Raw genomic sequence first — 14,330 nt, 5'->3', positions numbered from 1 at the left:
GCGCCGGTCCTCGCTCTGCTGGCTAGGGCTCAGCCGCGGGGCATGCCCTTCGGCCTCAGACTGCGCTTCTGCGCGGCGATGCGGAACTGGGCGTTCGCCGCGCCATAGCCGTCATAGCCGCCGCGGCGCTCGACGATCTCGAAGAAGAAGCCCTCGCCGTAATTCGGGCTGTAGAGCTGGAAATATTCGCCGCCGTCGCCGTCGCGGTCGTAGAGGATGTTTTCCGCCTTCAGTCGGTCGGCAAAATCCGGATCGAGGCCGAAGCGTGCCTCGAGGTCGTCGTAATAATTGGCGGTGATCGCCAGCGGCGCGAAACCATGCGCCTTGAGCCGCTCCGCGGTGGCGAAGATGTCGTCGGTCGAAAAGGCGAGGTGCTGGACCGAGGAGCCGAAGCTTTCGGCGATGAAATGGCCGGCCAGCGTCTTCCTGTTCTCGGCGCCGTTGAGGGTGATGCGCAGCGAGCCGTCCGCGGTCTCGATCGCCTGGCTGCGGATGAGACCGCCGGGATCGACGATGTCGACCATCGGCGTGCGGCGGGTGGCGAAGATCGCCGTGTAGAACAGCGTCCAGGTGAGCATTTCCTCGTAGTTCATCGTCTGGGCGATGTGGTCGATGCGGGTGAGGCCCGCGCCGGGAAGCGGGCCGTCGGCCGGCTCCCCGGCAGGAGTCTCCGACGCATCGTCTGACTCTTCGACCCGGAACTCGATGTCCCAGACGTTTCTCAACTCGCTCTCGTCGTCGAGGAAATGCATGATCCCGGCACCGACGCCGCGGATCGCCGGGATCTTCAATTCGCCCGGCCCGACCGGCTGTTCGAAGGGCTCGGCCTTCAGCGCCCGCGCCCGCTCGAGCGTCGCTGTCGCATCCTCGACCTTCAGCCCGATGTCGCAGACGCTGGTTCCGTGGACGAGATAGGCGGCATGGGCGAAGCCCTCGCGCTCGGTGTTGACGACGAGGTTGATCTCGCCCTGGCGCCATAGCGAAACGTCCTTGGAGACGTGCCGGCCGGCCTTGCGAAAACCCATCGCCGCAAACAGGCCGCCGAGTTCGCCGGCCTCCGTCTCGTTGGCGGTGAATTCGACGAATTCGATCCCCTTCGCCGCGATCCTGTCCGGCATGGCGGGCAGGTCGACGGCGATCGACGGCTCCCGGCGCCGCACGCCGTCCATGAGGTTGACGAGGGAGCGATAACCGTCGACGGCGATCGACTTCGGCGAGCCGCCGCGGAACTGGTCGTTGAAGATCTCCAGGGAGACGACACCCTGATAGCCGGTCGCCATCACCGCCCGCATGAAGGCGGGGACGTCGAGGTCGCCTTCGCCCGGCATGTTGCGGAAGTGGCGGCTCCAGTAGAGGAGGTCCATGTCGATCTTGGGCGCGTCGGCAAGCTGGATGAAGGCGATGCGATCGCCCGGGATCGAGCGGATCGTCTCCGGGTCGATGCCGCGCGCCAGCGTGTGGAAGGAATCGAGGATGACACCGACAGCCGGATGGTCGGCCCGCCGCACCACCTCCCAGGCGTCGCGGTGGTCGCTGACATGGCGGCCCCAGGCAAGCGCCTCGTAGCCGATCTTCAGGCCGCGTCTTGCGGCCCGTTCGCCGAGCTCGCGAAAATCGGCGGCCGCCCGGTCGATGCCGCCGAGGCTGATCGGCGAGACGTTGGAGCAGACCAGCATGAGGTCGGTGCCGAGTTCGGCCATCACGTCGAACTTGCGCTCGGCCCGGTCGAAGGTGCGCGAGCGCTGCGGCTCGGGCATTCCCTCGAAGTCGCGGAAGGGCTGGTAGAGGGAGATCTCGAGCCCGTGGTCGCGGACCATCTGGCCGACCTCCCGCGGGCCGCCGTCGAAGGCGAGAAAGTCGTTCTCGAAGATCTCGACCCCGGAAAAGCCGGCGGCGGCGATCGCCGCGAGCTTTTCCTTCAGATCCCCCGAGATCGACACGGTGGCAATCGCCGTCTTCATGCGGGGCTCCTTAACGTCGCGGTGGTCGGGGCTCGGGATGCGTGTCGTTCCGTTGCCGGGTGCCTTGGCGCTACCATGCCAATACCCCGCACCACTCAAGTCCCCAGCGCCAGAAACGTCGCCATCATCCGCCCGGGATCGGCGTCGAGGCCGGTGAAGTGGCGAAAAGAGCGCACGGCCTGGCCGACGGCCATTCCCGCGCCGCCCATGGCAAGGCAGCCCTTTGCCTTGGCGGCCTTCACGAGCTCGGTCTCGAGCGGGAAATAGTTGACGTCGGCGACGAAGATCTCCGGCGTCAGGCGCTCGAGCGGGTAGGGCGTCCCTGGCCGCTTGTCGGTGCCGATCGGCGTGGCGTTGACGATGCCGTCGTATGTGCCGTCGACGGCGTGGACGAGGCGCAGCCGGGCCGGTCCAAAGCGCCGGGCGGCTATTGCGACGAGGCTCTCTGCGCGCAAACGATCGATGTCGAAAACGCAGAGCTCTTCGACGCCGTTGTCGAGGAGGGCGAAGGCGACGGCCATTCCCGCGCCGCCCGCCCCGATCTGGAGAACCCGACGCCGCTTCGCGCCCGCCATCTCCCTCGCAAAACTGTCCGCGAAGCCGCCGAGATCGGTGTTGTAGCCAATCCGCCTGCCGCCCCGGAGGACGATCGTATTGACGGCGCCGAGCGCCTCGGCCTCGGGGCCGAGCTCGTCGAGCTGTTCGAGCACCGCGATCTTGTAGGGATAGGTGATGTTGAGCCCGGCATAGCCGGTCAGCTCCATCGCCTTCAGGAGATCGCCGAGGGGCGGCGGGCTCGCCATCTGGCCGGTATCGAACAGGCGGTAAACGGTGCGGTAGCCATGCGCCATGCCCTCGGCCTCCTGCATCGCCGGGGTCCGCGACAGGCCGATGCCGGCGCCGATCAGGCCGAGGGTCAGGGTCTCGGGTGTGCCGCGGGCCGCGGAGGTGATCGTCATCGGGGCAGGTCCCCTTTGTTGGTCGTCACTTTTGCGGGCTTGGCGGGGTCGATCCTTGCCCGCAGCGCCTCGCGGCGCTTGCGCCAGCGCTTCCAGGGCGGCGTCTGCGAGACGAAGATGAAGATCACCGACAGGAAGAGCACCAGCGAAAGTGGGCTGGTGAGGATGCCCATGAAGAAGCCTTCGAGGCTGCCGCGTTCCGACAGGATCGCGCGCCGCCAGTTGTCGTCGAGCAGGCGCGAGAGGATCACGCCGAGGATGATCGGACCCAGCGGATAGCCGTAGAGCTTCAGGAAGTAGCCGAAGACGCCGAAGCCGAGCATCCAGTAGACGTCGCTGATCGAGTTGTTGACCGCATAGGCGCCGACGATCGACAGCAGCATGATCAGTGGCACGAGCACGGCCCGGGGCATCTCCACGATCTTGACGAAGAGCTTGATGCCGGTGAGGCCGAAGAACAGCATGCAGAAATTGGCCAGCACCAGGCCGCCGACGATGAACCAGAACATGTCCGGCTTTTCCACCATCAGCATCGGCCCGGGGTTCAGACCATGGATGAACAGGGCGCCGATCATGATGGCGGTGACGGCGTCGCCGGGTATGCCGAGGGTCATCATGGGGATGAAAGCGCCGCCGACGGCGGCGTTGTTGGCCGTCTCCGGCGCGACCAGCCCCTCGATCGCGCCGTCGCCGAATTCGCGCTCTGGATTGCGGGTGACACGCTTGGCGTGGTCGTAGGCCATCAGAGCGGCGATGTCGCCGCCGGTGCCGGGCAGGGCGCCGATGAGAACGCCCAGCGCCGAGGTCTGCATCGACAGAGGCAGGTGCTTGGTCACCGTGCCCCAGGAGGGCACGATGCGCGAAATCTTCTGGCGCACCGCCTGCTTGTCGACGTCGTGGAGCTGGCTCAGCGCCTCGGAGACGCCGAAGAGACCGATCATCACGGCGATGAAGGAAATCCCCGACTGCAAGAGCGGCAGGTCGAAGGTGAAGCGCTGGGTGAAGGTCAGGGGGTCCATGCCGACGGTGCCGAGCATCAGACCGAGGGCGCCGCAGAAAATGCCTTTGACGAGTGACTCGCCAGCGAGCGAGCCGACGAGGAGGAGGCCGAGAACGGCGAGCAGCATGTAGTCGCGCGGCTGGAAGGACAGCGCGAAGTCGGAGACGAAGGGCGCCGCGACGGCCAGCACCGCGATGCCGACGAATCCGCCGATGAAACTCATCACCGTGGTGATGCCGATCGCCTCGCCGGCCTGGCCGCGCTTTGCCATCGGATAGCCATCGAGGGCGGTGGCAATGGCCGAGGGGGCGCCGGGAATGTTGAGGAGGATCGCCGTGCGCGAGCCGCCATACACGCCGCCCATATAGATACCGATCATCAGCGCGATGGCCGGCAGGACGTCCCAGGAGAAGGTGAAGGAGATCAGGATCGACACGGCCATCGTGACGGAGAGGCCGGGGATCGCGCCGACATAGACGCCGGCGAAGGTTCCGACGGCGACGAGGGCGAAGAGCTCGGGATGGGTGTAGACGGTGAGGAAGGAGAAGACCGCGTCCATGACTTCAGAACCTCACGCCCGTCGCTTGGCGCAGCCAGGACAGGATCTCGCCTTCCGGTACGATGCCGGGCGGCATCAGGACGGTGAAGACGATGCGGAACAGGATGTAGATGAGAGCGAGGCTGAGAAGCGAAATCGCGGCGGCATAAAGCCAGGAGCGGTGCGACAGAAGCCGGATCGCGACGACGAGAAACAGGAACGACGTCGGCAGGAAGCCCAGTGGTTCGAGCAGCAAGGCGTAGACGAGAAGCAAAACGGCGAAGACCATGACCATCGGCGGCAGGACCTCGTGTCCGAGCTTTTCGTCGGCAGCGGGGACCATGCGATTGGTCTTGAAGAGGACGATTGCCGCCGTCACGACCATGGCGAAGGTCGTCGCCAAGGGAACGGCGCCGGCCGAACTCAGCGACTCGAAGCCGGAAATGCCATAGGCGCTCCACAGGAGGAATAGGCTGACGACGAGGAGAAGGCCGGTAAACGCCGTTTCTCCGGGGCGGCGCGCACGTTTGGCGGCCATGGCTGAATTCCTCCCGATAATTTCGGTCGATGCGGTTGCTGGGCTGCGGAAGCTGTCGGTTGGCCCGGCTTTCTCAGGCGGCGCTATTGACCCCCCTCTGCCCTGCCGGGCATCTACCCCACAAGGGGGAGATCGGCCACTTCGAGGGACGCCGAGATCTCGTCGACGGTCGTGCCAGCCCACGCGCTTCAACTGTCGCGAAAGCGCCGGCACGAGATCGATCTCCCCCCTTGTGGGGGAGATGCCGGCAGGCAGAGTGGGGTATGTTGCCTCGGCCCTTATCCATCCGGCCGCGTGCGGGCCTTCGCCTTCAAAAAAACGGGGCGCGGCGTCTGCCGCCGCGCCCCGTCGTCTCACTCGGGCTTCTTGATGTCGAACTCTTCGGGGGACTTCTTGGTCAGCCCGGCGTCCTGCAAAAGCCAGGTGGTGTTCGACTGCCACTTGGTCATGAAGTCCTCGGCCTCGTTGCCGGCGACGTTCATCAGGATGAAGCCGCGATTGTCCATCAGCTCCTTGAACTTGTCCTCGTTCGCCGCCTGCTTGAAGGCGTCCTGGAGCTTGGCTACTGCGTTCTCGGGCGTGCCCTTCGGCGCGAAGATGCCGAAGAACGGGCCCCAGGGCAGGAACTTGCCGAATTTCTCGTTCGCGTCGGTGATCGGCTTGACGTCGGGAAGCTGCTCGACGGGTTCCGTGGCGATGATCGCTAATGGCTTCATCTTGCCGGCCTTCACGCCCTCGATGGCGGCGCCGAGCACGGCGGGCATGACGTCGATCGCCTTGCCCTGCAGTGCTGTCAGCGCCGGGCCGTCGCCGTCATAGGGAATGAAGGTGACGGGCAGCTTGCCCTCGGCGTTCTCGATCATCGCGGTGACCACTGAAGGGACACCGCCAGGACCGGTCGAGCCGAACTTCACCTCGTTCGGATGCTCCTTGATGTAGGCCATCATCGACGCGTAGTCGTCGAAGGGCGCGTCCGGGCGTGCGACGAGGATCGGCGTGCCACGGGCGAGGATGTCGATCGGAACGAAGTCCGAGTAATCCTTGGTGCCGAGACCCATGACCTTGTAGAGCAGCGGGTTTTCCGCGCCCATCAAAAGCGTGTAGCCGTCGGCCTTGCCGCTGGCGACCTTGTTCAGCGCAATGGCGCCGACGCCGCCGGTAACGTTCTGCAGGACGATCGACTGGCCGAGGACCTCCTCGGCCTTCGGCGTGACGGCGCGCATGACCGTATCGGTCGAGCCGCCGGCGCCCCACTGGATGATGCCCTGGATCTCCTTGGTGGGATAGTCCTGGGCGAGCGACGGCGTGACGGTGAATGCGACGGTCGCGGCTAGCGCGGACGCAAAAAGTGCGGTGAATTTCAAGATTGGCCTCCCTGAATGTTTGCCGGGGTCCTCCGATCCGACGCCGCCACCCGACTTGCGGCATCTTGGGCGCGCACATTTTCAGCAGACGCACGATAACGCAAATACCAAATTGCCGGTCAGCTATACCTTCCTGTTATTTCCGCCACTGGCGCAGCGGCGACCCGGAGCATCTGGCGCCGCAACTCCTCGACGAAACGCTGGGCGAAGGAAGAAAGCACGGCGCCGGCGCGCGAGGCGACGAAAGTGTCGAAATCCGTATCCTCGGCGATGGAAACCACGGCCAGCCTGTCGCGCGGCAGATCGGCGACGGTGAAGACGTCGAGGACCGCGATGCCGATCCCCTGGGCCACCAGGGCGGCGACCGTGGAGCCGAAGCGGGCCTTGACGATCACGTCATAGGGCAGGCTTTCGCGCTCGAAGATCGCAGCCATGATGCGTCCGTAAGGATCAGTCGGCTCGATGCCGATCAGCGGATGGGCGACGATCTCACGCGCGCTGACGCTTTTCCGCTCGGCGAGCGGATGATCCTTCGGCGTGATGCAGACGAGATGGCCCCTCGCCAGCTTGTCGAAGCGGATGGAGGGATGCTCGAGCCGGTAGCTCATGGCGACACACTCGCCGCGCCCGATGAGGATGTAGTCGATCGCCTCCTCGATCTTGAGGATTTCGACATTCATCCGCAGATCGGCGTAGCGCCGACGCACGGCGGCGATGGCGGGTGGCATCATGCTCTGGGCGATCGAAGGGACCGACCCCACCCGCAGTTCCACCGCCTTGCCGCGTTCCAGCCGCCCGACCGCCTCCTGAAGATTGCTGACGCGCTGGTGGACCTCCTGGATCTGCGCGAAGACGGCTCCGGCTTCCGGCGCCGGCACGTAGCGTCCGGCCTCGCGATTGAAGAGGCGGATGCCGAGTGAGGTCTCGATATGCTTCATCGCGCGGCTGATGCCGGGCTGACTGACATTCAGGAGCCGGGCCGCCCCTGCGATCGAGCCGCTTACCATCACCGCCCGCACGATCTCGATCTGCTTCAGTGTCAGAGACGGTCGCGCGCTCATCGGGGCTTTTGACCGAGGCATAGCCATGCCGCGAATTTCAGCCTCGCGCACTCCCCAGTGACCGGTCTCAGCGCCGCTTTTCCTGTCTTGCCGGCCATGCGTTTCCCCCGAACGACGGTCTCCTCAATTCTCGTTCTTAGCATTCGCGCTTGGAACGCTCCAAACCACATCAGCGGGCAAAGCGGGCTGAGGCGCGCCAGGACGCCTCGGCGCCGACCATCGCCGCGTCATGCCGGACGCGATCATCGACACGGCTCGCGAATGCGCCGAGATCGTCGCGCGCTACGTCCTCACCGAGGCGGCGCTGGCCGCGCGGCGCGTTTCGTCGCCACAGTAGCGGCGCCGTGGTGGGGCTCTTCGTGATCAGACTGGCCGCCGCGGCGAAGAGGCGGATCAGCCGCGATCAGAGGACCTTGCCGGGATTGAGGATGCCCTGCGGGTCGAGCGCCCTCTTCATCGCGCGGAAGAGATCGAGCTCCACCTCTGACTTGTAGCGCTGGAGAGACGCCCGGTAGCGCTGGCCGATGCCGTGCTCGGCGCCGAATGTGCCGCCGAGGCCGACGGCGATGTCGTGGACCTTCCGCGTCACCCTGGCGCCGAGATCGCGCGCATCGGCGCCGCTCGCCTTGACCGCACCAGGCCGGAAGATCGCGGTGTAGTGGACGTTGCCGTCGCCCATGTGGCTGACGCTGAAGATCTCCGCTTCGGGAAAGTCGCTCGCCATCGCCGCATCCGCCTCTTGCATGAAATCGGCGATCCTGCCGATCGGCACGGCGACGTCATGGGTGAAGTTGAGGCCGTGGCGACGGTTGGCTTCGGACACGCTGTGGCGCAGCCGCCAGAGCGCCTCGGCCTGGGCATGCGACTGGGCGAGCGCCGCATCGGCCGCAGAACCGTCTTCGAGCGCCTCGCCGATCAGAGCTTCGAGCCGCGACGAGAGCTCTTTTGCGCCGTCCCGCGTCTGAAGCTCCATCAGCACATACCACGGATGGTCGCTGTCGATCGGCCGACGGTTGCCCTCGACATGGCGGCAGACGATGTCGAGCTGCGAGCCGGAAAACAGCTCGAAGGCATCGAGCAGCGGCCCGAATTCCGCCTTGCAGCGGCCAAGGAGCGTCGCCGCACCGGCCACCGTGTCCACGGCGACGAAGGCAGTGGCCCGGTGGCGCGGCAGCGGGAAGAGCTTCAGCGCCACCCTGGTGACGATGCCGAGGGTTCCCTCGGAGCCGACGAACATCGCCTTCATGTCGTAGCCGGTGTTGTCCTTCCGAAGGATCCGCAGCCCGTCCCAGATGCGACCGTCGGCAAGCACCACCTCGAGGCCGAGGACGAGATCGCGCATCGTGCCGTAGCGCAGGGCGGCCGTGCCGCCGGCATTGGTCGAGACATTGCCGCCGATGGCGCAGGAGCCTTCGGAGGACAAGGAGAGCGGGAACAGACGGTCTGCCGCTTCCGCTGCGGCCTTCACCTCGACGAGGATCGCCCCGGCCTCGGCGACGATCGCGTCGTTCTCCGGTTCGACGGAGAGAATTCGATTCATCCGGCGCAGGCTGAGCAGGATGCCGCGGCCCTCTTCAAGCGGCACCGAGCCGCCGCAGGAGCTGGTATTGCCGCCCTGCGGGAACACCGGCACGGCGTCCCGCGCGCACAGCGCGACGACGGCCGAGACCTCCTGCGTGCTGGCGGGCAGGCAGACGCAGAGCGCCGTCCCACGCGTCCTGCCCACCCAGTCGACGTAATACGGCTCGGTATCGGCAGGGGTCGTGAGGACGTGCGTCTCGCCCACGATGTCGCGCAGGGCGTTCAGAAAGCCGTTGCCATCCGTCATCGCCACCATCCCATCTCCCGAGGTCTTCGCGCCTCGCGGCGTTCCGGCCCGGCCTCAGTCGTCGGGCCGCATCAGCTCCCAGGCTTCGGTGACGGTCGAATAGTCGCGGTAGCCCATCCGGGCGATCGGGCGCGCCGCAGCGGTGTCAAAGCGGCCGTCGCGGATATATTCGTCGCGGATATGGGTGCGGACCACCTGGCCGATGACGAAATAGCGGTCGACGAGTTGGCCGTCCCTGTCGCGCAGCTGTTCGGCCGACAGGGTCACGCATTCGAGCGCCGCCGGGCTTTCGGCGACGAAGGGTGTGGCGATCTCGACCGGCTGGCCGAGAGTGAGGCCGGCGAGGCGGAACTCGTTCGCGCCATCATCGACCGCCGCCGAGGAGACGTTCATCGCTTCGGTCAGCGCCTCGGTGGCAAGCGAGAAGGTGAATTCCCCGCGTGCCCTGGCGTTCAGATAGGAATGCTTCTGGCCCTCGCTGCTGAAGCCGATCATGTGCGGATGCGAGCCGAGCGCACAGAAGAAGGAATACGGCCCCAGATTGGGGACACCCTCGGCATTGAGAGTGCCGATCCAGCCGATCGGACGCGGCGCGATGATCGCCTTGAACGGATCGTAGGGGAGGTCCGCTGGCCTCTCGTTGCCGTAATGCATGTCGAAGACTCCGTGGGGTCTGGCTGCCGTGGTGGCGTCGTCTGGTCAGCCGACCAGGTAAAGCGAGATCTGGGGAAATGCGACCAGGATCGCCAGCAGCAGGATTTCCATGACGACGAAGGGGGCGACGCCGCGGAAGCCCACCTTCGTCGGCGTGTTGGTGGCGGCCGAGGCGATGAAGATGTTCAGCCCGACCGGCGGCGTCACCAGCCCGATCTCCGCCGTCTTGGTGATCAGCACGCCGAACCAGATCGGATCGAAATGCAGGCCGGTGATGATGCTGTAGGAGATCGGCACCGTCAGGACGAGGATCGCGAACTGGTCCATCAGCATGCCGAGGATGAGATAGACGACCAGCGTGCAGATCAGCACGACATAAGGGCCGACCTCAGCATCGGCGATGAACTGCAGGAGCTGGCTGGTGACCTGGGTATAGGTCATGAAGTAGCCGAACATCAGCGCGCCGAAGATGATCGCGACGATCATCGTGGTGGTGCGCAGCGTGTTGCCGATCGCCTGGACGAAGTTGGCGAAGGTCATCCGACCGAGGAGCAGCGACAGGAGGAAGGCGCCGACGGTACCGATGGCGCCGACTTCGGTGGGCGTCGCAAGGCCGGAATAGAGCGAACCGAGCACCAGGAGCACCAGCAGGCCGATCGGCCAGACGCGGCCCTTCTGTTCGATCGCCTCGCCGCTCTCGTCGACGAGATCGTCCTGGAAGCTGGGCGCGAAATCCGGCCGGCGCCAGAGGACGAAGAGGATGGTGACGATGTAGCCGGCGGCCGTCAGCAGGCCGGGGCCGATGCCGGCGAGGAACAGCTTGCCGATGCTTTCCTCGGTTAGGATGCCGTAGACGACGAGGGCGATCGACGGCGGGATCATGATCGCCAGCGTGCCGGAGATAGCGATGGTCCCGACCGCAAGGCCGCGGTCGTAGCCGAGCCGCAGCATCGTCGGGAAGGCGGCGCGGGAAATCGTTGCGACGGAGGCGGTCGACGAGCCGGAGGACGCCGCGAGCACCGCGCCGGCAAGGACGCAGGCCATCGCCAGGCCGCCGCGCAGGCGCCGCAGCAGGCGGTTGCAGGCGATCATCATGTCGTCGGCGATGCCGCCGACCGACAGGAATTCCGACATCATCACGAAGGCCGGGATGGTGAGGATGACGTAGTTCGCCATCGTGTCGTGCACGATCGTCGTCATCAGCCCGACGATCGTCGAGACCGGGGCGATGAAGAACAGCGCTGCGGTTCCGGCGACACCCAGCGCAAAGGCCACCGGGATGCCGATCAGAAGCAGCACGATCAGCAGCAGAGTTCCAAGAAGGATGGTCATCGAATGTCCCGGGCCGTCAGTGCTCGGCCATGTCGGCCGGGCTGAACGGTCGCAAGGTGTCGAGGAGGACGCGGAGCGTGAGGAGGGCGAGGCCGATCGGCACCCAGATCCACGACCAGCCAACCGGCCAGTCGATGATGCCCATCGTGTATTCCTGGTTGGCGAAGGCCTCCCACGTCTTGCCGGTCGAGAGCCAGAACAGCGCGGCGAGATAGGGAAGCGCGAGGAGATTGCCGACGCGGAAGAGGATGCTCTGGGTGCCGAGCGGCAGGTTCGCGACGAGAAGGGCGATCCGGATGCGCCCGCCGGCCCGGTATCCCCATGGCAGGGCGAGGGCGATGCCGCCGACCATCAGGTAGCTTTCGGTCAAGGTGTACTGGATCGAGATCGGCGCCGAGAACAGGTGGCGGGAGAATGCGTCGACGGTGACCAGAACCATGGTCCCGGCGAGGATCGCGCCGGCGACGATGGCGCAGAGATTTTCGACGGCGCAGAGCGCGCCGTCGACGGATCCGATCGGTCCGGATCGCATGCTGTTCATGCGCCGAGCGCCGAGGAATAGGCTTCGAGCGCCTTGTCGGCCGGGATGCCGCGTGCCGTCAGCCGGGTCACCCATTCCTCCTGCACGGACTTCATCTTCTCGTCGATCAGCTTCAGCTGGTCGTCCGGGAAGGAATAGATCTCCATGCCACCGTCGGCGAATTTCTTGGTCAGCGCGTCGTTCGATTCCTGCATGTCCTTGGCGATGTTCTCCTCGGTCCATTTGCCGGCCTCGACCATCGAATCCTGGATCTCCTTCGGGATGCTCTTCCACTTCGTCTCGTTGAAGCAGAAGACGTTGGAGAAGTTGCCGAAGGAGCCGTTGTCGCTCGCCGCCTTGCAGAGCTCGGCAATGCCGTAGCCGTCGATGGTGAGATAGGACGACATCGTCGCATTGACGGTACCGCGCTGCATCGCGACGTAGATGTCGCCGGCAGCGACATCCACCGGCGATGCGCCGAGCGCCTGGATGGCGAGGTTGGTGGAGCCGCCGGCGGTGCGGATCACCTTGCCCTTGAAGCCGTCGAGGGTCTTCACCGGCCCGTCGGTTGCGACATACTGATAGGGCGGGAAGGCGAGGTTCCAGTTGGGAACGAGCTTGTTCTTCTGATATTCCGACATCATCAGCTCGCTCTGGAGCACCTTGTCATAGGCCATGATGACGTCTTTCGCCGACTGTCCGAGCCCCGGCAGCATGGTGACGCCGTTGAGCGGCATCTTGTCCGACGAATAGCCGACGGGGATCGGCGCGGCGTCGGCGAGGCCGCCGGAAACCGCGTCGAGAAGGCCCTTCAGCGGCGCCAGCTGGCCGGCCGGGAAGTATTTGAAATTGACCGCGTCGCCGACGAGCTCGGTCACCTTTTTCATCCACGGCTCGACGCCGGCGGAGGAGATGACGTGCTTGGTCGGGCTGCCGCTGATGACCGTCAGATCCACCGCCGATGCGGCACGCAGCACGGCCGGCATTGCGAGTACCGCGCCGCCGGCGATGCCGGCCTTGAGGATCGTGCGTCGTTTCATGTCCATTGGTCTGTTCCTCCCGGGTTGAATTTGGGCTTGTTCGCACGACGAGATCGCGAATTGTCAGGGGGTCGCCCGGCGCTTCGCGGACGCCTGGTCTGCGGCCGGCGTGTTGCGGCAGGGAAGCTGGGGGCGGCCGGCCATTGGCCGGCCCGGCCGGACCGCATGCGTACAGGTGCGTCGGCTGCGGCCGGGCATGCGATCGCTGCCGCAGGCAGCCGAATTGCGGTCTACTGCAGGCCTGTCATGGGCTGCCGCATCTTGTCCGCACGCCTGTCGCGCTGGTCAGGCTGGCAGCATGCCGGTCTCGTCATGTCCGATGGTGTCATTGGCTATCCTCCTGTCGCCAATGGCTTGTAGCTAGCCTCAGGCCTGCCGTTCAGACAAATGGAAAGATCGCAATTATGATTCAGAATTTCAGAACAATCAGACCGACAGCTGGAAATGATCCCGATAGCGCAGGGCCGTCTCCTGGATCGCACGGATGAACAGCTGCGACACCGCGGTGATCGGCTCGCCGCGTCGCGAGATGATGCCGATCGTCCGGGAAACCTTGCGGCCCTGGAAGGGCACCGCGACGAGCCGCGACGCTGCCAGGAAGTTCGGATCGACGACCGGCATGACGGTGGCTCCGAGACCGCCGGCGACCAGCGCGTAGAGCGTCGGATACTGCAGCGTCTCGTAGCGGGGAATGACGGTCAGCCCGGCGTCGCGGGCGATCTCCTCGAGCACCGCCCTGGCCGTCGCCCCGGTGCTGGCGCAGAGGAGGTCGAGCCCGTGGAGATCGGCGGGGGTCGCAAAGCCGCGGCGCGCGATCGGGTGCTTTTCCGGCAATATCAGGTGGAACAGCTGCTCGAAGATGCGCTCGAAGCTGAGGCTCTGCGGCACGTCGGCATAGGGACCGATGCCGAAATCGACGGCGCCGCGCTCGACGGAATTGAGAACGTCGTCGCGAAGTCCCTCATAGAGCGTGATCTTCACGTCCGGGTGCTCGTCGGAAAGGAGATGCAGAACCTTCGGCACCAGGCTGACGGCGATCGTCGGCGAGACCGACAGTTCGACCTTGCCGGCGAGCTTGTCGCCCTGGCCGCGAAAGTCGCGGATCAGCCTTTCGGTCTCGTTGAGGAGGCGGCGGCCGCGACCGAGGAACTGCTCACCTGCGCTGGAAAGCCTGACATTGCGGGTGGTTCGCACCAGCAGGCGGACGCCGAGCAGCTCTTCGAGCTGGTTGATCTGGGTGGTGACGGCAGAGGGCGAGCGGCCGATCACCTCCGCGGCGCGCTTGAAGCTGCCGAGTTCCGCGACCGCGACGAAGGTCGCGATCAGGCCGATGATCTGGCGATCCTGCATGGGCCGATCCTTAGCCGCCTTGTCGGGTGAGCGAAAGCCGCTGTCGCTGTCGAACCGGCCCTGATCGCGCCGAAGATCGGAAACACCGTTTTTCCAAATCCGTTCGGGCGGAGCGGTCGAAAGCGCGACCGGGAAGGTTATGCTGTCGGCGAACGGAACGCGGCGGCAAGGCAGGGTTGCCGGCA

At 65.7% G+C, this 14,330-nt stretch carries 12 protein-coding genes; all 12 read right to left on the bottom strand.

Going from position 1 to position 14,330, the window contains the following annotated elements; all coding sequences use genetic code 11:
* Positions 1-29: 29 nt before the first annotated feature.
* Positions 30-1,961 carry a bifunctional sugar phosphate isomerase/epimerase/4-hydroxyphenylpyruvate dioxygenase family protein gene (locus tag E3C22_RS05620; protein WP_134761038.1) on the bottom strand — a complete coding sequence of 644 codons (1,932 nt, stop codon included), beginning with the start codon at positions 1,959-1,961 and terminating at the stop codon, positions 30-32.
* Between the two features lie 95 nt (positions 1,962-2,056).
* The gene (locus E3C22_RS05615) at positions 2,057-2,920 is read right to left on the bottom strand and encodes a shikimate dehydrogenase (RefSeq protein ID WP_134761037.1); all 864 of its coding nucleotides are present in this window, start codon (positions 2,918-2,920) and stop codon (positions 2,057-2,059) included.
* Positions 2,917-4,479: a tripartite tricarboxylate transporter permease gene (locus E3C22_RS05610; protein WP_134761036.1), complete on the bottom strand. Its 1,563-nt coding sequence runs from the start codon at positions 4,477-4,479 to the stop codon at positions 2,917-2,919. The genes E3C22_RS05615 and E3C22_RS05610 overlap by 4 nt, the downstream gene beginning before the upstream one ends.
* A gap of 4 nt (positions 4,480-4,483) precedes the next feature.
* Positions 4,484-4,996 (bottom strand): tripartite tricarboxylate transporter TctB family protein, encoded by a 513-nt coding sequence (locus E3C22_RS05605; protein ID WP_134761035.1) that lies wholly within the window; start codon positions 4,994-4,996, stop codon positions 4,484-4,486.
* A 353-nt stretch (positions 4,997-5,349) separates the two neighbouring features.
* Complete coding sequence (locus E3C22_RS05600) at positions 5,350-6,360, bottom strand: Bug family tripartite tricarboxylate transporter substrate binding protein (RefSeq protein WP_134761034.1); 1,011 nt, start codon at positions 6,358-6,360, stop codon at positions 5,350-5,352.
* A gap of 119 nt (positions 6,361-6,479) precedes the next feature.
* Complete coding sequence (locus E3C22_RS05595; protein ID WP_134761033.1) at positions 6,480-7,421, bottom strand: LysR substrate-binding domain-containing protein; 942 nt, start codon at positions 7,419-7,421, stop codon at positions 6,480-6,482.
* A 403-nt stretch (positions 7,422-7,824) separates the two neighbouring features.
* Positions 7,825-9,249 carry an FAD-binding oxidoreductase gene (locus E3C22_RS05590; protein ID WP_134761032.1) on the bottom strand — a complete coding sequence of 475 codons (1,425 nt, stop codon included), beginning with the start codon at positions 9,247-9,249 and terminating at the stop codon, positions 7,825-7,827.
* A gap of 54 nt (positions 9,250-9,303) precedes the next feature.
* Positions 9,304-9,903 carry a flavin reductase family protein gene (locus E3C22_RS05585; protein ID WP_134761031.1) on the bottom strand — a complete coding sequence of 200 codons (600 nt, stop codon included), beginning with the start codon at positions 9,901-9,903 and terminating at the stop codon, positions 9,304-9,306.
* A gap of 45 nt (positions 9,904-9,948) precedes the next feature.
* Entirely contained in the window at positions 9,949-11,235 is a 1,287-nt protein-coding gene (locus tag E3C22_RS05580; protein ID WP_134761030.1) for a TRAP transporter large permease, read from the bottom strand.
* A gap of 16 nt (positions 11,236-11,251) precedes the next feature.
* A complete protein-coding gene (locus tag E3C22_RS05575) occupies positions 11,252-11,776 on the bottom strand; it encodes a TRAP transporter small permease (protein ID WP_134761029.1) in 525 nt (174 codons plus the stop codon).
* The gene (locus E3C22_RS05570) at positions 11,773-12,801 is read right to left on the bottom strand and encodes a TRAP transporter substrate-binding protein (RefSeq protein WP_206026912.1); all 1,029 of its coding nucleotides are present in this window, start codon (positions 12,799-12,801) and stop codon (positions 11,773-11,775) included. Before E3C22_RS05570 ends, E3C22_RS05575 begins: the two co-directional genes overlap by 4 nt.
* A gap of 420 nt (positions 12,802-13,221) precedes the next feature.
* Positions 13,222-14,145 carry a LysR family transcriptional regulator gene (locus E3C22_RS05565; RefSeq protein WP_134761028.1) on the bottom strand — a complete coding sequence of 308 codons (924 nt, stop codon included), beginning with the start codon at positions 14,143-14,145 and terminating at the stop codon, positions 13,222-13,224.
* Between the last annotated feature and the right edge of the window lie 185 nt (positions 14,146-14,330).

Source organism: Jiella endophytica (assembly GCF_004519335.1).
Classification (GTDB): domain Bacteria; phylum Pseudomonadota; class Alphaproteobacteria; order Rhizobiales; family Rhizobiaceae; genus Jiella; species Jiella endophytica.
The sequence above is the reverse complement of the archived record's forward strand: the minus strand, read 5'-3'. Positions and strand labels throughout refer to the sequence as shown.

Coding starts and splice junctions, on each gene's coding strand:
- E3C22_RS05620 (WP_134761038.1), bottom strand. CDS start 1,961: ATGAAGACGGCGATTGCCACCGTGTCGATCTCGGGGGATCTGAAGGAA.
- E3C22_RS05615 (WP_134761037.1), bottom strand. CDS start 2,920: ATGACGATCACCTCCGCGGCCCGCGGCACACCCGAGACCCTGACCCTC.
- E3C22_RS05610 (WP_134761036.1), bottom strand. CDS start 4,479: ATGGACGCGGTCTTCTCCTTCCTCACCGTCTACACCCATCCCGAGCTC.
- E3C22_RS05605 (WP_134761035.1), bottom strand. CDS start 4,996: ATGGCCGCCAAACGTGCGCGCCGCCCCGGAGAAACGGCGTTTACCGGC.
- E3C22_RS05595 (WP_134761033.1), bottom strand. CDS start 7,421: ATGAGCGCGCGACCGTCTCTGACACTGAAGCAGATCGAGATCGTGCGG.
- E3C22_RS05590 (WP_134761032.1), bottom strand. CDS start 9,249: ATGACGGATGGCAACGGCTTTCTGAACGCCCTGCGCGACATCGTGGGC.
- E3C22_RS05585 (WP_134761031.1), bottom strand. CDS start 9,903: ATGCATTACGGCAACGAGAGGCCAGCGGACCTCCCCTACGATCCGTTC.
- E3C22_RS05580 (WP_134761030.1), bottom strand. CDS start 11,235: ATGACCATCCTTCTTGGAACTCTGCTGCTGATCGTGCTGCTTCTGATC.
- E3C22_RS05575 (WP_134761029.1), bottom strand. CDS start 11,776: ATGAACAGCATGCGATCCGGACCGATCGGATCCGTCGACGGCGCGCTC.
- E3C22_RS05570 (WP_206026912.1), bottom strand. CDS start 12,801: ATGGACATGAAACGACGCACGATCCTCAAGGCCGGCATCGCCGGCGGC.
- E3C22_RS05565 (WP_134761028.1), bottom strand. CDS start 14,145: ATGCAGGATCGCCAGATCATCGGCCTGATCGCGACCTTCGTCGCGGTC.